This is a genomic window from Microbacterium sp. 2RAF4, assembly GCF_052115285.1.
GTDB lineage: Bacteria > Actinomycetota > Actinomycetes > Actinomycetales > Microbacteriaceae > Microbacterium > Microbacterium oxydans.
Map to the genome: position 1 here is coordinate 1 of NZ_JBFRGI010000002.1, position 19,864 is coordinate 19,864.

Sequence of the window (19,864 nt, forward strand, 5' to 3'; positions counted from 1 at the left end):
ATGTTCGGACTCGAGGTGTCCTTGCCCGCCGCGCGCCGAGCCTGCTGCCAGCGCCGCTTGAACGCGAGACCGCCCAGCATGCACGCCTCCGACGACCCGATCGTCGAGGTGCCGATGCTCTTCTCCGCATCAGGCGCGTTCCAGAGATTGGCCAGCATGTGCCAGCAGTTGTCCTCGATCGCCGCCGTCTGCGGATACTCATCCTTGTCGATCATGTTCTTGTCGAAAGACGCCGCATAGACCTGCTTCGCGTCGTCGTCCATCCAGGTACTCACGAACGTGGCGAGGTTCAAGCGCGCGTTCCCGTCGAGGATCGTCTCGTCCTCCACGATCTGCTTCGCCGTATCGGGAAGCGACTCCCCTGGCGGGATGACGTGGCGCGAGATGAGCGTCGCCTCCCCCGGCCTCGTGAAGATCGGCTGGTCGGCGCTGGAGGGAGTGCTCATGTCTGTTGGCCTTTCGCATCGCTGTCGGCGCACCGCCGGCGACACGCTCGATCCTCATCGCTGGCCGTGTGCCGACCACTATCCCAAGAGCGACGATGCCGCACCACCCCACTTTCGGCCAGACCGAAGCTCCCCCGGGTGAATTCGGGGCGGAGCCGGACGAACGCGGAAGTGACGTGCCTAGCATGTGCGGAGCGGGGCTCCGCCGCGGAGTGGACCCCCGAGATCATCGGCTGAGGGCGGTCGACTCAGCCCGAAGAAGGGAAGCATCCATGGCTGAACTCATCGTCATCTCGTTCGACAGCGAGCCGCAGGCGGAAGGTGCCTACGACGAGATCCTGTCGCTGCAGAACGATCTGGTCGTCGAGCTCGCGGGCCTGGCGCTCGTGAAGGTCGATGAGAAGGGCAAGACGAAGGTCGAGTACCCGGGTGCAGCGGGCAACATCGGCGTCGGTGCCGCCGGAGGCGCGCTGTTCGGCATGCTGATCGGTCTGCTCTTCTTCGTCCCGTTCGCCGGGCTGCTGTTCGGTGGACTCTTCGGCGCACTGTTCGCCGGGCTGGACAAGACCGGTATCGACGCCGAGTTCCGCGACCGGGTGAAGAACGCGGTCTCCGAGGGGAAGTCCGCCGTCGTCGTCTACGCGACGAAGATCACGGAGGACAAGTTCGCCGCCGCTCTCGCGCCGTTCAAGGGCACCGTCGTGCAGACCTCCCTCTCGGCTGAGGACGAGAAGGAGCTCATCCACGACCTCGGCGGCGTGAGCTGACGAGCACCCTCGAGGAAACCAGAACCCTCGAGGAAGAAGGGCCCCACTCCTGGAGCGGGGCCCTTCTTCGTGTCCGCCCTGCCCTCAGTGATCGAGGATGGCGCGGGTCGTCACCTCGGGCCGCAGATCGAGCCTCCGCAGCAGCTGGGCGTTGAGCGCGACGACGATCGTCGACAGCGACATCAGGATCGCCCCGACCGACATCGGCAGCACGAAGCCGATGGGCGCGAGCACACCCGCAGCCAACGGGACGGACAGCAGGTTGTAGCCTGCGGCCCACCACAGGTTCTGCTTCATCTTGCGGTAGGCCGCACGCGAGAGCTCGATGACCGAGAGCACGGAACGCGGATCGTCGCTGGCGAGGATGACTCCCGCCGAGGCGATCGCGACATCCGTCCCGGCACCGATGGCCAGACCCACGTCGGCCTGTGCAAGTGCGGGTGCGTCGTTGACGCCGTCGCCGACCATCGCGACCTTGCGGCCTTCGTGCTGCAGTTCCTGCACCTTCGCGGCCTTGTCCTCGGGGCGTACACCTGCGAAGAAACGGTCGATGCCCAGATCCGCCGCGACCGTGTGCGCGACGGCTTCCGCATCGCCGGTGATCATCACCACCTGCACCCCGAGCGCATGCAGCGCATCGACGGCTTCCCGCGACTCCGGGCGGATCTCGTCGGCGAGTTTCAGCGCACCGATCACCCGCCCGTCCTGCACCACGTGCAGGATGATCGCACCATCCGTGCGCCACTGCTCGGCGACAGGAAGCTCGTCGGACCGCTCCTCCGTCAGCAGGTGCGGACCGCCGACGCGCACTGTCGTCCCGTCGACGGTCGCCGTCACACCGACCGCCGGCGACGACGTGAAGTCGCGGCTCGCCGGCACGGCCAGTCTTTTTTCGGCCGCGGCGCGCACGATCGCCTTCGCGAGAGGGTGCTCGCTGTCGGCCTCGGCTGCGGCGGCGAGCGCCAGCACCCGGTCGGCGTCATGCCCCTCGGAGAACGAGACCTCCGACACGGTGGGCTCGCCCTTGGTGAGTGTCCCGGTCTTGTCGAACAGGACCGTGTCCACGGTGCGCATGCTCTCCAGCGCGAGCCTGTCCTTGACCAGGACACCACCGCGGGCCGCCCGCTCGGTCGCGATCGACACGACGAGCGGGATCGCGAGGCCGAGAGCGTGCGGGCAGGCGATGACCAGCACGGTGATCGTGCGGATCACCGCGGCGTCGGGGAAGCCGACGAGCGTCCAGACGATCGCGGTGATCGCCGCGGATCCGAGCGCGAACCAGAACAGCCATCCCGCTGCGGTGTCCGCAAGGCGCTGCGCGCGCGAGGACGAGCTCTGCGCCTCGGTCACGAGTCGTTGGATGCCGGCCAGCGTGGTGTCGTCGCCGGTCGCCGTGATCTCCACTCGCAGCCCGGAATCGGTGGCGACCGTGCCGGCGGTGACCTGGTCGCCGCTGCCGCGTGTGACCGTGCGGGACTCCCCTGTCACCATCGATTCGTCCATGGACGCACGTCCGTCGACGATCCGCCCGTCGGCCGGGACGCTTCCGCCCGGCCGCACGATCACGATGTCGCCGACCCGGAGGTCGGCGGGTGAGACCACGACGACCTGACCCTCCTCCACACGCTCCGCCTCGTCCGGCAGGAGCGCCGCGAGCGAGTCGAGAGCGGACGTGGTCTGCGCGAGCGATCGCATCTCGATCCAGTGCCCGAGCAGCATGATCACGATGAGGAGCGCGAGCTCCCACCAGAAGTCGAGCTCGTGGTGCAGGATGCCGAGGCTCGCGCCCCACGATGCGAGGAATGCGACAGTGATCGCCAGCCCGATGAGCAGCATCATGCCGGGCTTGCGCGACCTGATCTCGCTGACGGCACCCGTGAGGAAGGGCTTGCCTCCCCACACGTACATCACGGTTCCCAACACGGGCGAGACCCAGGCCAGGCCCGGCACGTCGGGCAGGGGGTAGCCGAGGATCATCGCGAACATGCCGGAGAGCGCGACGGTGGGGACGGCGAGGGCGAGCATGATCCAGAACAGTCGCCGGAACTGGGCCACGTGATCGCCGTGACCGCCGTGGCCCCCGTGCCCGCCGTGACCCGTATGGGAGTCGTGACCCGCATGGGAGTCATGACCCGCATGGGAGTCATGACCCGCATGGGAGCCGTGGCCCGCATGCGCGGCGGCGCCCTGTGGCAGCTCACGGCCGTCCGGCTCGCTCTGGGCGGCACCGTGCGCCTCATGCGCGGTGTGGTCGTGGTGCGGAGTGCTCATCACCCTCTCCTCCTCGGAAGATCGATGCCGTGCGGGGCCGCGGGTGTGCGCCCCCGCACGGGTGAAACGGTCAGGCTGCGGCGACGTACTTCGCCGGGTCGGCATCGAACGCCGGTCCGCACCCCGCGCAGCAGAAGTAGTAGCGCGTGCCCTCGTAGTCACGGAACAGGCCGGCGGCCTCCGCGTCTGCGATGACGACAGGACTGCCGACCATCACCGGACACTCCGCCATGCCCCCGGCGGCGGGCGCCAACAGGTCCTTGCGTCCATCGGCGGACACCGCGGTTGTGCTGTTCACATTGCAGCAGGAGGCTGCGGGGGAATCGGACATGACGTTCTCCTCTGGGGTATCAATGGGTTCCGGCCGTGGAGACCGGTGTCGCGCGATCCTGCGCCGCACCGCTCCGTGCCGGGGAGGGATCCGCCGCCTGGCTCCGGAAGGAGCGCAGCCGGAGGCTGTTGCCGACGACGAAGACGCTGGAGAACGCCATCGCCGCACCGGCGAGCATGGGGTTGAGCAGACCGAGGGCCGCGAGCGGGATCGCCGCGACGTTGTAGGCGAAGGCCCAGAACAGGTTGCCCTTGATCGTGCCGAGCGTTCTTCTCGAGAGGCGGATGGCGTCCGCGGCGCTGCGCAGATCGCCGCGGACGAGCGTGATGTCGCTCGCTTCGATCGCCACATCGGTGCCCGTGCCCATGGCCAGCCCCAGGTCTGCCTGGGCGAGGGCGGCCGCATCGTTGACGCCGTCGCCGACCATCGCCACGACCTTGCCCTCGCGCTGCAGCCGGGTGACCACGTCGACCTTGTCCTTCGGCAGCACTTCCGCGATCACCTCGGCGATCCCGACCTCCGCCGCGATCTGCTCGGCCACCGATCTGTTGTCACCGGTGAGGAGGATGGGCGTCAGCCCCAGACTCTTCAGCTGAGAGATGGCGTGCGCGCTGGTCGGCTTCACGGCGTCGGCCACCACGAGCACGCCGCGGGCTTCCCCGTCCCAGCCGACAGCGATGGCGGTCTTGCCCTGACTCTCCGCCTCCGCCTTCACCGAAGCGAGGTCGGCGGGCAGGTGCTGCGACCACTCCGCCAGGAGCGACTCACGCCCCACCAGCACGGCATGTCCGTCGACGACGCCCTGGACGCCCTTGCCTTCGACGTTGACGAAGTCCTCCGCTGCGGGGAGCGCTCCGACCTCCTGCGTCGCGGCCTTCGCCACCGCCTGCGCGATCGGGTGCTCCGAGGCGTCCTCCACCGCACCCGCAAGGCGGAGCAGCTCGCTCCTTTCGACGCCCGCCACGGTGTGCACCGCGGTGAGTGTCATCCTGCCGCTGGTGACGGTCCCGGTCTTGTCGAGCACCACCGTGTCGACCTTGCGGGTCGACTCGAGCACCTCGGGACCCTTGATCAGGATGCCCATCTGCGCGCCGCGTCCCGTTCCCACCAGCAGCGCGGTCGGAGTGGCGAGCCCGAGCGCGCACGGGCACGCGATGATGAGGACGGCGACGGCAGCGGTGAAAGCGGCCGACGCGGGGAATCCGGCCCCGAGCCATGCCCCCAGCGTGGCGAGGGCGATCGCTATGACGATGGGCACGAAGATCCCCGACACGCGGTCGGCGAGCCGCTGAACCTCGGCCTTCCCGGTCTGCGCATCCTCGACCAGCTTCGCCATCTGCGCCAGTTGCGTATCGGACCCGACGCGCGTGGCACGGATGATCAGACGACCGCCCGCGTTGACGGTCGCACCGGTCACGGCATCGCCCTCGCCCACCTCGACCGGCACCGATTCACCGGTGAGCATCGAGGCGTCCACCGCTGAGGTCCCCGAAACGATGATGCCGTCCGTGGCGATCTTCTCTCCGGGGCGCGCGACGAACTCATCCCCCGGCTTCAGTTCGGCGGTGGGGATCCGCGTCTCGATGCCGTCGCGGATCACGGCGACGTCTTTGGCGCCGAGTTCGAGCAGCGCCCGCAGCGCCGCCCCGGCCTGGCGTTTGGACCTCTTCTCGAAGTAGCGCCCGGCGAGGATGAACATCGTCACCCCGGCGCCCACCTCGAGATAGATGTTCGCCGCACCGTCGCTGGGCGCCACGGTCAGCTCGAACGGGTGCGTCATACCGGCCTCCCCCGCCGTCCCGAAGAACAACGCGTAGAGCGACCACAGCAGTGCGGCGATCGTCCCCATCGAGATCAGGGTGTCCATGGTCGCCGCGCCGTGCCGGAGGTTCGTCCACGCCGCCTTGTGGAACGGCCACGCCGCCCACACGATGACGGGACCGGCCAGAGCGAGCGAGAGCCACTGCCAGTAGGTGAACTGCAGCGCCGGGATCATCGCCATCGCGATGACGGGCACGGTCAGGATGATCGAGGCGACGAGCCGGTGCCTGAGGCTGGTCAGCTCGGCGTCCGACGCGTCGGCCACCTCACCCTCCGACGCCTTCGCTTCGGGCATCGGGAGAACGGCGGTGTAGCCGGTCTTCTCCACCTCCGCGATGAGCAGCGCCGGGTCGAATCCTTCGGGTGCTGTCACTTTGGCCTTCTCCGTGGCGTAGTTCACTGTCGCGGTGACGCCGTCGATCCGGTTGAGCTTCTTCTCGATCCGCATCGCGCACGATGCGCAGGTCATGCCGCCGATCTCCAGCTCGACGCTGGTCGGTACGGCCGCGGACTGCGTGTCCGTCATGATGATCTCCTCGATCCTTGCGCTGCCCGCACGACGGCGGAAGCGGACTTCCTGTGAACGGCTTCAGTGCCCGTCGTGCTCGTCTTCGCCCGTGTCCGTCGAAGAGCCGTCAGCCGGAGCTTCCGCCTCCAGCACGAACGGTGCGGAGTGGACGGTCCCCTCGACCTGGAAATCGAGGTACAGCAGATATCGTCCTGCGGTGGGCGTCTGGGCGGTGAAGACCACCTCGGGGCCGGCGACGTCACCGGGAGCCGGCTCATCGCCGTGCGCGTGGACGTGCAGGTAGGCGAGGTCTCCCTCCCGGAGCGCGACGAGATGACCGAAGGCGCCCAGGTAGGGCTCGAGAGTGGTGACGGGCACGCCGCCTCGGCTGACCTCGACGGTCAGCTCGCTCGCAGCACCGGCGACGAGGTCGCCGGTGATCGACACGTCGAAGCCGTCGACGCTCACGCGCCTCTCCGTTCCGACCGGGGGCCGCGGCTCGAAGGCGCCCGCGACGTCCACCGTCCGCGAAAGCGTCACCGACGGCCCGCCCGTCGCGGCGAAGTCCGCATAGACACGGTAGGTTCCCGCCGCATCCCAGGTCCACGGCAGCGACCAGGCGCCCGTGTGTTCGTCCAGTTCGGGATGGACATGACGGTATCCGCTGCCGTCGCTGCGCACCACGATCAGGTGCAACTGCGTGCCGTGCGCGGTCTCATACGAGGTGACGGGAGTGCCGGCGGCGTCCCGGATCACGAAGGACAGCTCCCCCGCGACTCCGCTGTCCTCGGGCGCTTCGACCGCGCCCATGACGTAGCCCGATGCCGCGATGGTCACTCCGCTCACGTCGATCCGCTCGTCCTCCCCGTTCTGAGTGCTCTGCTCTGCACCTTGCGGCGAGAGTTCGTCATGACCGGCGCCCGCGCGCCCCATCCAGGACGCGACCGCACTGTCCGGGACGATGGCGCCCGCCGCGGCGAATGCGATGCCGAACACCATCACGAGTCCCGCGCCGTAGAGGCCGAGACGGCCCGCGGTGTTCATCAGGCCGGTACCGCCTGGTATCCGGCCTCGTCGACGGCTGCGAGGATCGCCGCATCGTCGAGCGGGTGTGCGCTCGTCACGACGAGCCTGCCGGTCTGCGCGCTGACGTCGATCGAGTCGACTCCGGGAACCTGACCGACCTCACTCCGGATCGCGACCTCGCAGTGGCCGCAGCTCATCCCGCTCACCTGGTACTCGCTCGTGCTCATGACGGATCCTCTCTCGATCTGATATACCCGGGTGGGGTACTCCTTCGTGCCAACTCTATACCCTCCAGGGGTATTCCCGTCAACCGGGTGCGCTCCTCTCGGCGAGCGCGCGCATCGCCCGTCGAAGGTGATCGAAGCGTCTCGGTTCCGCTGCGGGATGACAGCCTGGACCCGCTGCCGACACTCGGCGAGAAGCGAGGATCAGACATGACCGGACACCCCTCCCTGCCTTCGTGGCGCGATACTCCGACACGCACGGACATCGAGGATTTCGTCGCATCCGTCACCGTGGGTCCGGACGCGGTCCCCATCGAGGAGCGGATCGCCGTGTTCGACAACGACGGGACGCTGTGGCCCGAGAAACCCATGATCACGCAACTGCACTACGTCGTCGAGCAGTGGCGAGCCGCCGCCGAGCGCACACCCGAGCTCGCCGAGCGCCAGCCCTACCGCGCCGCTGTGAGCGGCGACTACGGCTGGCTGGGCACCGCGATCGACAAGCACTACGGCGGCGACGACTCGGATCTGACGATCATCATCCAGGCGCTCGTCGGACTCACGGACGGGATGAGCGTCGAGGACTACGCGCGTTCGGTGGCCGAGTTCTATCGCACCGCTCAGCACCCGACATTGAAGCGCCCCTATTCCCAGACGGTCTATCAGCCCATGGTCGAGCTGCTCCGATATCTGGAGCACCATGGCTTCACCTGCTACATCGTCTCGGGCGGCGAGCGCGACTTCATGCGTCCCATGACGCAGGCGAACTACGGTATCCCTCCTGAGCGGGTGGTCGGATCGGCTTTCGGCCTGACATGGGACGATGCGGACGCGACGGTGCGGTACTCCTCCTCCCTCGCCTTCTTCGACGACGGGCCGGAGAAACCCGTCCGCATCTGGACGCGCATCGGCCGGCGCCCGCTGTTCGTCGGCGGCAACTCGAACGGCGACACCGCGATGATGGACTTCGCCCGACGCGGGCCCCGCCCCGGATTCGCGATCCTGGTCCACCACGACGACCCGTCGCGCGGGGACGCCCCCTATGACGCCGGCGCAGAGAACGCACTCGCGAGCGCCGAGGACAAGGGCTACACGGTGGTCAGTGTGAAAGACGATTGGGCGACGGTGTTCCCCGCGGCCTCCTGATCACTCACGGGACAGCATGGCCGCAGCCTCGAGCTCGAGATCGCGGTACTGCTCGGTACTGACGTCGACGCCGACGCCCATCACCCTGCCGCCCGTGAACGGGAACGGATTGCGGTACTGCCGACTCACCGGATCCGCACTGTCCCATCCCACGCAGAGCCCGTCCCCGCACAGGGTGAACTTGCCGACCTGCGCGCGCATCGGCCCGGAGGCGACCGCCTCATCGTCCACGTAGAGCGTGGCTGTTCCCACCGATTCACCGTGCTCACCGGCGCTCTCGCGGGTGAAGTCCACACCCAGCGTGTGCGGTCCCGGCGTGAGCTCCGCGGAGGTGAACGTCTGCTCCGGGGGGATGCCGAGGAAGTTGTAGACGTACGAGAGACGGTTGTCCTTGATGAACAGGGTGTGACCACCGAATCTCGATCCGTGCGCGAAGATCACTCCTTCCGCGGCCTCTTCCAGCACGACGTCGGCGACGATCTTGTACGACCGTCCGCGCAGGTTGACCGCGACGCTCTCCGGCACCGCATCGGTCCCCGGGTAGTACACGTAGCGTTCTCGAGCCGGTTCCGCCTGCGGGCGCTCGACGTTGAGCAGCTCGCGCGCAGAGCGGTCGTCCAAGGGAAGCGCGAAGTTCGCCTTCGCCTCGTCGAACCACGCGGCGATGAGTTCCTGCAGCTTCTCGGGATGCTCGGCCGCGAGATCCTCCGACTCCGAACGGTCCGAATCGACGTGATACAGCTCCCACACGTCATCGTCGAAGTGCCCCTTGCCGCTGAGCGGCGCGTGGACGGCGGCCGCCTTCCAGCCGTCCTTCCAGATGCCGCGGGTGCCGAGCATGGAGTAGTACTGCGTCTGCTTCTGCGTGGGCCCGTCCGGATCGGCGTCGAAGCTGTACTTCATCGACACTCCGTCGAGCGGATGCTGCTGCACACCTCGGAACGTCTCCGGCATCTCGATCCCGATCACGTCGAGCACGGTGGCGACGACATCGACGGAATGGTGGTACTGATGACGCAGCTCCCCCTTCGCACTGATCCCCTTCGGCCAGTGGATGACCATCGGGTCGCACGTTCCCCCTGCATACTGCGAGTAGCGTTTGAACATCTGGAACGGCGTCGAGAACGCGGCGGCCCACCCGGTCGGATAGTGGTTGTAGGTGTCTGGGGATCCGAGGCGGTCGATCATCGCGAGGTTCTCCGAGAGGTCGTCGGGGTACCCGTTGAAGAACTTGTTCTCATTGACCGAGCCGTCCGGAGATCCCTCCCCCGAAGCTCCGTTGTCGGCACAGTAGAAGACCAGCGTGTTGTCGAGCTGATCCGTCTCCTCCAGGTAGTCGATGATGCGACCCACCTGTGCATCGGTGTACTCGGAGAACCCGGCGAACACCTCCGCGAAGCGGGCGAACAGCCTCTTCTCGTCGTCGTTGAGCTCACCCCAGGGGCGCACGCGATCCGCGGGGTTCGCCACCTCGTCGGGAAGCGGGTTGAGCGGGGTCATCGCCGTGCCCTCCGGCAACACCCCCTTCTCGATCATGCGACCGAGCACCCACTCCCGGTAGGCGTCGTAGCCGTCGTCGAACCGCCCCTTGTACTTGGCGATGTACTCCTCCGGCGCATGGTGCGGTGCGTGGTTCGCGCCGGGACAGAACCAGAGATACCAGGGCTTGGAAGGGTTCGAAGCCTGCTGGTTGCGGATCATCTTCAGGGCCTGGTCGGCGAGGTCCTTCGACAGGTGGTAACCCTGTTCCGGCGTGGCGGGCGCCTCGATGAAGTGGTTGTCCTCGACCAGGTCCGGGTACCAGTTGTTGGTCTCTCCGCCAAGGAATCCGTAGAACCGGTCGAAGCCGAGCTGCAGGGGCCACATCGAGCGGTCCCCGCCGGGGGCGTTGTCCTCTTCCGGGACGTTGTGGTCCTTGCCCACCCAGAAGGTCGAGTAACCGTTCTGCTGCAGGATCTGGCCGATCGTCGCGCACTCCCCCGGCAGGCGTCCCGCGAACCCGGGGAAGCCGTTGGTGCCCTCCATGATGACCCCGGCGCGGTTCACGTGGTGGTTGCGCCCGGTGAGCATGGTCGATCGGGTCGGCGAGCACAGCGCCGTGGTGTGCCACTGCGTGTACGTGAGTCCGTCTCTTGCCAGGCGGTCCATCGTCGGCATGCTGATGCGGCCACCGTACGGCGACCAGGAGGCGAGTCCGGTGTCGTCGTAGAGCACGACGAGGACGTTCGGTGCACCATCGGGAGCCTTCCGCAGCTCGTACGGCGACCAGTCCGGGACCGCGTCCCGCACGTCCAGTTCGATCTCACCGGCGAAGTCCGCGTTGAATTCCGACATCCTCTGCTCCTTCGATCATGAATGCGAGGCCGGTGACGTCATAGCGGCGCCACCCTCCACGTCTGTGTCTGTGTCTGTGTCTGTGTCTGTGTCTGTGTCTGTGTCGCTCCGGCCCGCGCTCGTCCCGTCGGCATCGGACGCTACCGCGGCGGAGGGAAGCTCCGGACGTCGAAGCAGCTCGATCACGATCACGAAGACGACGAGCCCGACGGTCGCACCGAACACGGTCCCGAACGTCACCGGTCTGGTGACGACGAGGACGAGCACGGCGATAGCCATCCCCACGAGCAGGAGCGGCCCATGGAACCGCTCGATCATGAGGCCGAGCCGACCGGTCGACAATCCGCGACGCTCCCACGTGGCGCGCGTCGCGGAGAACCCGCTGTCGAGTGCGCTCCGGAGTGCCATGGCTACACGACTCGTGCCTGCGCCCCATGCCCAGACCGCGATCAGCACACCGACCATCGCCAGCGCTGCGATCGTCGGGCTCAACAGCGACGTCACCTGGTCGAACAGCGACTGCGCGGCCGCGGCGGTCATGATGGACGGGCTGACGGCGCCGACGAAGAACGTGCGCCCGATACCCATCCCTCCTGCGAGGAGGAGGAACACGGCAGCGAACGCCGCGCTGGTCCAGAACAATGCCCGCAGTCGGTTGCGCGCCACCGCGATGCCGATGATCACGAGACCGAGAACGACCCATGGCAACCAGAAGCCGGCGGCGACGGCGACCTGGTACAGGGTGCGCACCAGAACCAGCGCGTCGGCCTGAGCGATCGGAATCGATCTGTCGATCGCGGGGATGAGGTCGGCGAATCCGACGCCGCGTTCTTTCAAGGCGTCCTTGACCCGGTCGACGACGAGGCCGAGATCTATCGAGAGCACCCCGTCATCGGCGAGTTGCAGCGCGGTGCCTGGGCTGTTCTGCATGATCGCAACGGCGCGCTCATGAGTGAAACGGAGCGACTGCGCCCAGATGTCGGCGAACTGATCGGAGGCGACGACGTCATGGATGACGCCGTCGACGAGGGAGGTCAGACCGCTGGCCGCCGGCGCTTCCAACAGGGAGAGCGCCGACGAGGCTCGTGTTGGCAGATCGAGCTCACGGAGCCCGTCGAACACCTCGCCGACGACGGCGTCGAAGTCCACCTGCTCCTGGATGGCGGAGCTCACCTGATCGGCGACGAAGTCCTGTACGTCGGGGTCTGCTGCGAGAGGGGCGAACGTCGCGACGAAGCGATCGGCGTCGACGAGCTGCAGGCGTGCCCACGTCCCCATGGCGGCGATCGGCGCCATCAGCACCGCCACCGCGAGGACGATTCCCGCGACGATGCTCCTGGCCACCGGCCGGTGCCGTGGCTTCGCGAGCTCGGCGTTCTCCTGCTCCAGCAGGGCGACTCGTGCCCGTAGATCGTCCAGTTCGCTCATTCGCGCTCTCGTCTCTGCTGTGGTTCCGGCGGTGGGCGATCTCCTCGTCAGCTCAGGAGCTTCTGCTTCGCCGCGGCGAACTCGGCTTCGGAGAGCACACCGGAGTCCTTCAGGGATGCGAGCTGCTGCAGCTTCGCGATCAGGTCGTTCCCGGCTGCGGGGGCTGCCGGCGGCGGCGAGGAATACTGCGCAGCGGCGTTCTGAGCGGCAGCGTCCACCTGGGCCTGCTGTTGCGCGGCCTCGTACTGCTCCTGCTCGTACTGCCCCTGTGCGCGTTCCTGTTGATGACGTGACATCGCGCCCCCGACCGCGGACGCGGTGCCTGCGACGACCGCTGTCCTGGCAGCGAGACCGATGAGCCCTGGGCGGCCGAATCTTCTCAAGGGCATGTCATTCACCTTCCTGATCGAGGATGTCCATCATGGCGTTCACGACGGGGGCCGGTACCCGCTCCGTGCGCAACACCTGCCCGCCGGCGGCAGCGAGATTCTGAGCCAGCGCGCGGGCGAAGGTGAGCTCCAGCACGACGAGCGCGGCCGACTGACCTGGCGCGAGCGGCGCGGCCAGCGACTCGACGTCCTCCTCACCTGCCAACCCCGCGGCGATCGGCTCGAAATCATCCAGACCGAGGGAGCCGTCGTCATCCTCGAGCTCGACGATCTCGACTTTCCCCGTCTCCGACTTCGCGAGTACGACGAAGTCGAGCAGCCGCACGACCCCGCTCTCGACGAGGTCTGTCAATGCACGGAACGTCGCCGGATCCGGACGCGTCCCCTCGAAACCGACGAGGTAGAACTCGGCCGGCCCGAAGCGGAAGTCATTCATAACGATGGTCCCTTCTCACGGCGCACACCGACCGCGACTGCGACCCATCGTCGCATCGTCCTCGCCGGCCACAGCCTGGCACTCACCCCTCGAGGATGAGCTCGTCATCGTCGGGTGGCTGGGTCCGGCGATTCTGACGCGGGATCCACACCTGTCGCACGACGATCAGGATCGACGCGGTCAAGGGGATCGCGACCAGCGCGCCGAGCAGACCGAGCAGCGTCGCACCGATCATCGCGCCGATGATGACGAGCACACCGGGGACGGCGGCGGCCCTGCCCATGATCCGCGGTGTGACCACGTACGCCTCGACCTGGATGTACACGAGGTACGCGATCACGAAGATCAGCGCGGCTGTGGGGCTCACGAGGAGCGTCGCGATGCCACCGATGACCAGGAACACCAATGAGCCGATCATGGGCACGAGCGTCACGAAGAACGCGACGATCGCCATGACGGCGGGAATCGACGAGCCGACGGCGAGCTGGATCAGCAGGACCACCGCCGCGTTGATGGCGGAGAGCGTCACTCCGCCGGCCACGACGCCACCGACCGACTGCGTGATCTCGTCGAGCAGTGCGACGAACCTGCTCCGCCGGTACAACGGGATGAGACTCGCGATCGACGCCTTGATGCTCTGCAGCGAGGACAGGAAGTACAGGGTGAGCACCACGACGATGACGAAGCTCGAGATGGCTCCGATGACCCCGAAGCCCGCCTTCAGCACCCCGCCGGAGATGGCCAGGAACGACGAGAGAGTCGTCAGGGAGCGGATTCCCTCGGCGATGACGACGGAGAGATCGACACCGAGGTTCGCCTCGAGCGTCCGGTACCAGTCGCTCTGCTGCACGGCGGCGATGGTCTCCGGCGCGGCATCCACAGCTGCAGCGACCTGTCGGACGGTCGCGGGTATCAGGACCAGGAGGATCACCGCGACGACGGCCAGGAACACCACCGCCACGATCGTGACGCCCATCGCCCTGCTCATTCCACGCCGTTCGAAGGCTCTGACCGCCGGATCGAGTCCCAGGGCGAGGAAGATCCCGAGGAAGACCGAGATGAGCACTGTCGATATGCCGGCGATCGTGGCCGCGAGGGCGATCGCGAGGAGCACACCGATCGCGACCGAGAACCCGGAGAGCAACGGCTTGGCCGGCAGGACACGCTGGAGCCGCGAGCTTCGGGGTCTGCGGCCTCGCTCCGAGGGCTGAGCGGACGGTTCGTCGTTCACAGACCGCACGTTACGTGCCCCGGAGACCCCCCGGTCAGAACGCTCACCCGTTCCTGATGACGGCGTTCGGCGCGGGGTCGCCCGCGCCGGGTGAGCGGCCTCCCCGCACTGTGACTCCCCCTGTCACCATCGCCGTAAGCAACAACTCAACGAAAGAGGTGCGACGTGTCCATTTGGGAAAGCTTCTGGGACATCATCTGGTGGTTCTTCTGGGTCTTCGTGTTCGTCTCCTACCTGATGGTGCTCTTCAACATCGTCGCCGACCTGTTCCGGGATCACACCCTCAACGGCTGGTGGAAGGCCCTCTGGATCATCTTCCTGATCTTCGTCCCGTTCCTCACGGCGCTCATCTACCTGATCGCGCGCGGCAGGGGCATGGGCGAACGGAGCGCGTCGGCGTACCGCGAACAGCAGCACGCGGCGGATTCGTACATCCGCAGTGTCGCCGGCTCCAGTCCCAGTGACGAGATCGACAAGGCGTCCAAGCTGCTCGCCGCCGGGACGATCACGCCCGACGAGTTCGCGGCCATCAAGGCCCGCGCGCTGAGCTGACGCCATGGCTGAGGCGGTCGATGTGACAGGCCTCCAGGCGCTCGGCGACGTGGAGTTCGTCGTGGTGCGCCTGGACGACGACCGCCTCGGCTCCACCATCCTTGGGGCGCTCCTGCGCCAGGTGGAGAGCGGCACGATCCGTCTGCTCGACTTCCTCGTGGTGCGCAGGCTCGATCACGAGCACTATCGCCTCACCGAGGTCGACCGCGATGACTTCTCGCTCGCGGGTCTCGCACTCGGAACCCCAGGACTCATCTGCGAGGACGACGTCGGGTACTTCGCGTCCGAGATCCCGATGGATTCCCTCGCTGCGCTGATCCTCGTGGAGCCCATCTGGGTGGAGAGCTTCGCCCGCGATGTCGACTGCCGGACTGATCCGGTACTCGCGAAGCAGCCGATTCCCGCATCCGTCGCGAATGCCGTTCTCGCGTCAGCCCTACAGAATCAGTGACCTCGGAGCCCTCAGGGCGGCGGATCAGACGGTCGTGCGAACGGCCTCTCGACGCGACGATACTCCGAGCTTGCGATAGATCGAGCGCTGGTGCGTCTTGACCGTATTGATCGACACGGCGAGTTCGCGAGCGATCTCCTGCAGCGTGCGCGCGGTCTGCAGCTGTCGGAACACGTCCCGCTCCCGGTCGGAGAGCGCATCCACCAGCGACCCGGCGGTGTCCCTCGCAAGGGCTCTGCCGATGAAGTCCTCGAACTGCGTGCCGAAATGCACGTGCTCCGCGAGCAGTTTGCGCACCGCTGTCTCCCGCGGGCCGAAGGAGATGCGGATGTTCTCCCCCGCGGCGACCGCGACAGCAGCCTCGCACAGCTCCTGAGCTTCATCGTGGTGCCCGGTATGACGCCGGAGCAGAGCTGCGGTGAGCAGTGTCGCCGACTTCACGTACGAGACCTCCCCGAAGGCACGGAGGGACCTCAGCATCTCCAGCGCGGCGACGTAGTCCCCCGCTCGTCGGAGCACACCGGAGAGGGCGACGTTCACGACCGGCAGATCCGGGCAGTGGATGTACCTCCTCGCGATCCGCATGGCGCGGTCCTGCCGTCCGACGGCTTCTTCGAGCAACGCGACCGACGACTCGCGAAAGGCCGGCCAGGAGATGCCGTGCACCACGTCCAGCGGGATGTCCTGGATACCGATGGCCGCACGGCGACAGGCCGCGACATCGCCGCTCTCGGCCGCCGCGTAGGCGATCATCATGCGCGCCACGCTCGTGAAGGAGCGGTCCGAGCTGCCGTTGTCGACCACGGTGCTGAACTCGTGGATCGCATCATCGAGCTCGCCCGCCCAGTACGAGACGTACCCGGCCGCAGCGGCTGCGCTTCCTCCCGCGTAGGTGCTCCACGGAAGGCCGACGTCTTCGACGAACTCGACTGCACGGAGGGTCTGCTGGGCATCGACGAAGCGACCGGCCCAGGTCTGCCCGAACGCGAGGTGCCCGAGCGAACGCTTCGCCAGTTCCCGGTCCCCCGAGCTCTGCGCTTCCCGTGCCGCCGCGGAGAAGTACTCCAACGGGACCATCGGGTTCCCGCGATGACGGATCTCCGTCCACCCGAGCAGATAGTTGAGCGCGGCGCGGTCGCCGAGATCCGTCGAATCCGTTTCGAGCAGCATCTGCCGCACCTTCGCGCTCGCCTCCGCCACCTCTGCACGCGCGTCTGCGATGAACAGACGCGCGATCTGCAACACCGCGGGCTCGTTCTCCGCACCTCCCACCGCCAACGCGGACTCAGCTCGACGGAACAGCTCCCTGGCCACGCGATGGTCACCGAGAACGTCACTCGCGCACGCACGCACCAAGAGCACCTGAGCATCGTCGGGAGCACGTCGCAGCATCTCCATGGTCGTACGTTCGACCTCGTCCGCCCCGGAGCCGACGACGAGCCCGAGCCAGTGGCGAAGCAGGGTCTCCCTCGCCTCATCGAAGGCCCCCGCGAGCAGCGAGTGCGCGATCGAGGCGGTCGGATCCGTGCCTTCCAGAGCGACGGCCGCACGACGGTGGCACGCATCGGCGCGCGCTCGGTCCATGGCCAGGATCTCGGCGCACCGTCGCGCGAAGGACGCGTGCCAGCGATAGACGATGCCGTGGGGTCCCTCGAACCGGTCGAGGAAGAGGCCGAGCCGCACGCAGGTCTCGAGCATTTCGAGCGCATCGATGCGACAGGTCACCGCGGATGCGAGCTCGGGGGTCAGTTCGCTGCAGACGCTTGCCTCCAGGACGAAGTCGGCGACACCGGGCGGCAGAGCACCGAGCACGTGCTCCCTCACGTAGCTTCCGAGAAAGCTCGAGGCGCTCCGTGCGCGAGCGTCCGGCTCCGCACCGCCGATCATCATCAGCCGCACCGCGATGGGCCAGCCCTGAGTCTCGCGGAAGACGGTCTCGGCAGTGAGGCCACGACCCTCCCGGTCGAGCAGCTCTTGCACTTCCGCGCCGCTGAAGCTGAGCACGTCGGCCCCGATGAAGCACTCGGGGTGCATCAGCCGATGCCGGGACAGGGTGACCTCGAGCAACGTCGTGCCGACCAACACCACGCTGAGGTTGTCCGGCGCCTGCTCGGCGAGCATTCCCAGGATTCCCGTACGCCAGGTCTCCCCTGCCCGGTGCGCATCGTCCACGATCAGGTGAACTCGGCCAGGCAGACCTTCCAGAGCCCGGCAGATCTCCTGATACGCCTGATACGGGTCATCCATGTCGCGGTCGAGATCGATGCGGTGCCCCGAGCGTGCGGTACCGACGAGCAACGCATTGACCACGCCCTGAGTCAACCGCGACGGATCGGAATCGAACGTGCTCAGTCCCAGCCACCCGACGTGTTCGAGGCTCGAAGCCCAATCCGTCACCGCAGTCGTCTTCCCGAATCCGCTCGGCGCGCTGACCACCGTCAAGGCACCGCCCGCGGCCTCCGTGAGCGCCGCACTCACCCGCTCGCGACGGATGGCGCCCGGCTGCGGCGCCGGCGGCCGGAATCGCACAGTGGGTCCCTGCCTCGTCGAGCGTACGGGGTGCGGCATGGCACCAAGCTAGTCGCGCGACGAAAGCACCATCAAGGTCATCCCCCGGGTGATCTTCACTGCGACGGCACCTCTGCGGCATCGCGTCTGAGCGCATCCGCCGTGCGGATGAAGAGGATGATCCAGCTGAAGACGACGGTGCCTGCCACCAGTTCGACGGCGGTGAGGGTGTAGTAGCCGGTGGCGAAGAACACCGACAGCATCACGATCAGAAGGATGAACGCGTACCCCAGCAGCAGGAAGGTGCGCGAGACATCCGGGACCCACCGCCGAAGACCGATGACGACGACGGCGAAGGCCACGACCATCCCCGACGCCACCCCGGTGTGGAGCGCGAAGTGTTCGTCCACCGGGAAGACGCCGACCAGACCGAGGAAGATGCCGACGACGATGAGGCAGGTGCGCACCACGATGACCCCACGGGGGTGCGTCGTGGGGATGCCCTTGGTGGCGTACCTCGCCAGCGTCGTGACGAGTACCCCGGCGACGATCAGCGTCAGGTTGAACGCGCGCGCCGACAGATCGTCCGTCATGCCGAGCGCGCTGAGGTTCTCCTTCCACCATTGCGGATCACTCGCCGTCAACATGCTCGACAGGATGCCCAGCACCAGGAACACCGCCAGGATCGTGGCCAGCAGCTGGAGGTCGAGATGCGTCGCGGAGTAGTACGTCACGTAGGCGGTGAGTCCCGACGCCGCCCCGGAGAGCATCAGCACGGGCAACGGGAAGACGACTGCTCCGATGAAGGCGGATTCGACGACGACGGCGCCGAGCGTCCATCCGAGCAGCGCGATCACGGCGTGCGCGAACGCGAACGCCGCGATGTCGACGATATCGAGCGCGCCGAGACGCTTCCGCCGTGCGGCGGGGTCGGCGGCGATGATCCGCCCCACCACGAAGACGACGATCGCGGTGACGGCTGATGCCAGCGCCGCGAACTGCCCCAGCGATCCGGGACCGGAGATGGGCGCCTCCTGCAGCCGGAACACCACGAGGGCGACCAGCGCCGTCACGATGAAGGCGAAGATCGAGATCTGGAGACCGATGGCCTCTCGAGATCGCTCCCGCGTCGATCCCCGCGATCGTGCTGCCGTGAGGAGGTCCGGTGATGGGGGCGTCGACGACATGATCACAGTCTCCGAGCGCACTCGCCCGTCAGCGACCCTCCTTCATCTCCCGCAGGCGATACCGCTGGCGTCAGATCTTGATCGGGTACGTGGCCAGCACGATCACGCCGGCGATGACGAGCACCCCGCTCAGGGTCAGAAAGACCGTGCGTCTCCACGGCGCTCGCTGGTTCTGCGAGAGGGCTGCGAAGAACAGGACGAGAGCGAACAGCACGGTCAGCAGGGAGTAGTCGTCACCCCGCTGATTGTTGCGCAGGGCTTCGTCGAACTTCGCATCGGCGCGGGTATTCAGCTTCTCCGCCTCCTTCTCGCCAGGGGCCACGTACTCCTCCATGGCGAACGGCCCGGCCGCGACGCGCCCCTCGGCGTTCCAGGCCTCGAAGGCGACAGCGAACTCCTCCGTGAACCGGTCCTCGATGAAGGCCCTGAGCTCGTCACGGCCGTCGTCCTCGGCGAGGACCCATTGGGTGTAGATCGTCAGGTCGTACTGTCGAGCCGCCTGTGCCGTGGCCTGAGCCGAGGCCGCCTGAACCCTCGCACTGGATGCTTGGCTGAACGCGATCGACATCTCACCGCCCCACTTCGAGGCCTCGAAGCCGCACCAGGCGGTCAGCACAGCGGTGAGCGAGAGGAGCAGCACGGTACTGATCTCGATCACGCCGTATCTGCGGGTGCGCGCGGAAGCAGGCCGGTCGTCCATCCGGCCATAGTGGCCGTCGGACGCGATCTCGTGGTCCGGCTTCTCACCCTGGCAGGATGAGGGGTCCGTCTCCGGCGAGCGCCCACGTCGCATGCTGGTCGGATGATG

At 67.4% G+C, this 19,864-nt stretch carries 18 protein-coding genes; 4 read left to right on the forward strand and 14 right to left on the reverse strand.

Going from position 1 to position 19,864, the window contains the following annotated elements:
- On the reverse strand, positions 1-446 hold a 446-nt coding region (locus tag AB4070_RS04255), incomplete at its 3' end, for a pyridoxal-dependent decarboxylase (protein ID WP_441979034.1).
- A 272-nt stretch (positions 447-718) separates the two neighbouring features.
- Here AB4070_RS04255 and AB4070_RS04260 point away from each other — a divergent pair.
- Entirely contained in the window at positions 719-1,213 is a 495-nt protein-coding gene (locus AB4070_RS04260) for a DUF1269 domain-containing protein (RefSeq protein ID WP_441979035.1), read from the forward strand.
- An 84-nt stretch (positions 1,214-1,297) separates the two neighbouring features.
- Here the strand turns inward: AB4070_RS04260 and AB4070_RS04265 are convergent, their stop codons facing one another.
- The 5 genes from AB4070_RS04265 to AB4070_RS04285 all read right to left on the reverse strand — a co-directional run bounded on the left by AB4070_RS04265 (position 1,298) and on the right by AB4070_RS04285 (position 7,397).
- Positions 1,298-3,484 carry a heavy metal translocating P-type ATPase gene (locus tag AB4070_RS04265; protein WP_441979036.1) on the reverse strand — a complete coding sequence of 729 codons (2,187 nt, stop codon included), beginning with the start codon at positions 3,482-3,484 and terminating at the stop codon, positions 1,298-1,300.
- A 70-nt stretch (positions 3,485-3,554) separates the two neighbouring features.
- Positions 3,555-3,815 (reverse strand): YHS domain-containing protein, encoded by a 261-nt coding sequence (locus tag AB4070_RS04270; RefSeq protein WP_441979037.1) that lies wholly within the window; start codon positions 3,813-3,815, stop codon positions 3,555-3,557.
- 19 nt (positions 3,816-3,834) lie between these two features.
- Entirely contained in the window at positions 3,835-6,162 is a 2,328-nt protein-coding gene (locus tag AB4070_RS04275) for a heavy metal translocating P-type ATPase (RefSeq protein ID WP_441979038.1), read from the reverse strand.
- Between the two features lie 63 nt (positions 6,163-6,225).
- Positions 6,226-7,188: a heavy-metal-associated domain-containing protein gene (locus tag AB4070_RS04280; RefSeq protein ID WP_441979039.1), complete on the reverse strand. Its 963-nt coding sequence runs from the start codon at positions 7,186-7,188 to the stop codon at positions 6,226-6,228.
- Positions 7,188-7,397 carry a heavy-metal-associated domain-containing protein gene (locus tag AB4070_RS04285; protein WP_378874728.1) on the reverse strand — a complete coding sequence of 70 codons (210 nt, stop codon included), beginning with the start codon at positions 7,395-7,397 and terminating at the stop codon, positions 7,188-7,190. The genes AB4070_RS04280 and AB4070_RS04285 overlap by 1 nt, the downstream gene beginning before the upstream one ends.
- Positions 7,398-7,604: 207 nt before the next feature.
- Between AB4070_RS04285 and AB4070_RS04290 the strand changes: the two genes are divergently transcribed.
- A complete protein-coding gene (locus tag AB4070_RS04290) occupies positions 7,605-8,540 on the forward strand; it encodes an HAD family hydrolase (RefSeq protein ID WP_441979040.1) in 936 nt (311 codons plus the stop codon).
- On the opposite strand, the gene AB4070_RS04295 is transcribed toward AB4070_RS04290, so the two are convergent.
- The 5 genes from AB4070_RS04295 to AB4070_RS04315 all read right to left on the reverse strand — a co-directional run bounded on the left by AB4070_RS04295 (position 8,541) and on the right by AB4070_RS04315 (position 14,358).
- The gene (locus AB4070_RS04295; RefSeq protein ID WP_441979041.1) at positions 8,541-10,874 is read right to left on the reverse strand and encodes an arylsulfatase; all 2,334 of its coding nucleotides are present in this window, start codon (positions 10,872-10,874) and stop codon (positions 8,541-8,543) included.
- Positions 10,875-10,889: 15 nt separating this feature from the next.
- Entirely contained in the window at positions 10,890-12,302 is a 1,413-nt protein-coding gene (locus AB4070_RS04300) for a hypothetical protein (RefSeq protein WP_441979042.1), read from the reverse strand.
- 47 nt (positions 12,303-12,349) lie between these two features.
- On the reverse strand, positions 12,350-12,691 hold the full coding sequence (locus AB4070_RS04305) for an SHOCT domain-containing protein (protein WP_378874724.1): 342 nt from the start codon (positions 12,689-12,691) through the stop codon (positions 12,350-12,352).
- A 1-nt stretch (position 12,692) separates the two neighbouring features.
- Complete coding sequence (locus tag AB4070_RS04310; protein ID WP_441979043.1) at positions 12,693-13,127, reverse strand: DUF6325 family protein; 435 nt, start codon at positions 13,125-13,127, stop codon at positions 12,693-12,695.
- Between the two features lie 82 nt (positions 13,128-13,209).
- Positions 13,210-14,358 (reverse strand): AI-2E family transporter, encoded by a 1,149-nt coding sequence (locus tag AB4070_RS04315; RefSeq protein WP_441979044.1) that lies wholly within the window; start codon positions 14,356-14,358, stop codon positions 13,210-13,212.
- A gap of 165 nt (positions 14,359-14,523) precedes the next feature.
- On the opposite strand from AB4070_RS04315, the gene AB4070_RS04320 reads away from it, so the two are divergent.
- Entirely contained in the window at positions 14,524-14,910 is a 387-nt protein-coding gene (locus tag AB4070_RS04320; RefSeq protein ID WP_046746410.1) for an SHOCT domain-containing protein, read from the forward strand.
- Positions 14,911-14,914: 4 nt separating this feature from the next.
- A complete protein-coding gene (locus AB4070_RS04325; RefSeq protein ID WP_058631318.1) occupies positions 14,915-15,361 on the forward strand; it encodes a DUF6325 family protein in 447 nt (148 codons plus the stop codon).
- A gap of 24 nt (positions 15,362-15,385) precedes the next feature.
- On the opposite strand, the gene AB4070_RS04330 is transcribed toward AB4070_RS04325, so the two are convergent.
- The 3 genes from AB4070_RS04330 to AB4070_RS04340 all read right to left on the reverse strand — a co-directional run bounded on the left by AB4070_RS04330 (position 15,386) and on the right by AB4070_RS04340 (position 19,756).
- Complete coding sequence (locus AB4070_RS04330) at positions 15,386-17,929, reverse strand: LuxR C-terminal-related transcriptional regulator (protein ID WP_441979045.1); 2,544 nt, start codon at positions 17,927-17,929, stop codon at positions 15,386-15,388.
- Positions 17,930-17,985: 56 nt separating this feature from the next.
- Positions 17,986-19,056 (reverse strand): DUF998 domain-containing protein, encoded by a 1,071-nt coding sequence (locus tag AB4070_RS04335; protein ID WP_441979046.1) that lies wholly within the window; start codon positions 19,054-19,056, stop codon positions 17,986-17,988.
- 70 nt (positions 19,057-19,126) lie between these two features.
- Positions 19,127-19,756 (reverse strand): hypothetical protein, encoded by a 630-nt coding sequence (locus AB4070_RS04340; protein ID WP_441979047.1) that lies wholly within the window; start codon positions 19,754-19,756, stop codon positions 19,127-19,129.
- Positions 19,757-19,864: the final 108 nt, after the last annotated feature.

What these genes read in the sequence shown, in the direction of transcription:
- AB4070_RS04265 (WP_441979036.1), bottom strand. Translation starts at nt 3,484, where the DNA reads ATGAGCACTCCGCACCACGACCACACCGCGCATGAGGCGCACGGTGCC.
- AB4070_RS04270 (WP_441979037.1), bottom strand. Translation starts at nt 3,815, where the DNA reads ATGTCCGATTCCCCCGCAGCCTCCTGCTGCAATGTGAACAGCACAACC.
- AB4070_RS04280 (WP_441979039.1), bottom strand. Translation starts at nt 7,188, where the DNA reads ATGAACACCGCGGGCCGTCTCGGCCTCTACGGCGCGGGACTCGTGATG.
- AB4070_RS04260 (WP_441979035.1), top strand. Translation starts at nt 719, where the DNA reads ATGGCTGAACTCATCGTCATCTCGTTCGACAGCGAGCCGCAGGCGGAA.
- AB4070_RS04305 (WP_378874724.1), bottom strand. Translation starts at nt 12,691, where the DNA reads ATGCCCTTGAGAAGATTCGGCCGCCCAGGGCTCATCGGTCTCGCTGCC.
- AB4070_RS04290 (WP_441979040.1), top strand. Translation starts at nt 7,605, where the DNA reads ATGACCGGACACCCCTCCCTGCCTTCGTGGCGCGATACTCCGACACGC.
- AB4070_RS04300 (WP_441979042.1), bottom strand. Translation starts at nt 12,302, where the DNA reads ATGAGCGAACTGGACGATCTACGGGCACGAGTCGCCCTGCTGGAGCAG.
- AB4070_RS04295 (WP_441979041.1), bottom strand. Translation starts at nt 10,874, where the DNA reads ATGTCGGAATTCAACGCGGACTTCGCCGGTGAGATCGAACTGGACGTG.
- AB4070_RS04285 (WP_378874728.1), bottom strand. Translation starts at nt 7,397, where the DNA reads ATGAGCACGAGCGAGTACCAGGTGAGCGGGATGAGCTGCGGCCACTGC.
- AB4070_RS04340 (WP_441979047.1), bottom strand. Translation starts at nt 19,756, where the DNA reads ATGGACGACCGGCCTGCTTCCGCGCGCACCCGCAGATACGGCGTGATC.
- AB4070_RS04325 (WP_058631318.1), top strand. Translation starts at nt 14,915, where the DNA reads ATGGCTGAGGCGGTCGATGTGACAGGCCTCCAGGCGCTCGGCGACGTG.
- AB4070_RS04335 (WP_441979046.1), bottom strand. Translation starts at nt 19,056, where the DNA reads ATGTCGTCGACGCCCCCATCACCGGACCTCCTCACGGCAGCACGATCG.
- AB4070_RS04330 (WP_441979045.1), bottom strand. Translation starts at nt 17,929, where the DNA reads ATGCCGCACCCCGTACGCTCGACGAGGCAGGGACCCACTGTGCGATTC.
- AB4070_RS04275 (WP_441979038.1), bottom strand. Translation starts at nt 6,162, where the DNA reads ATGACGGACACGCAGTCCGCGGCCGTACCGACCAGCGTCGAGCTGGAG.
- AB4070_RS04310 (WP_441979043.1), bottom strand. Translation starts at nt 13,127, where the DNA reads ATGAATGACTTCCGCTTCGGGCCGGCCGAGTTCTACCTCGTCGGTTTC.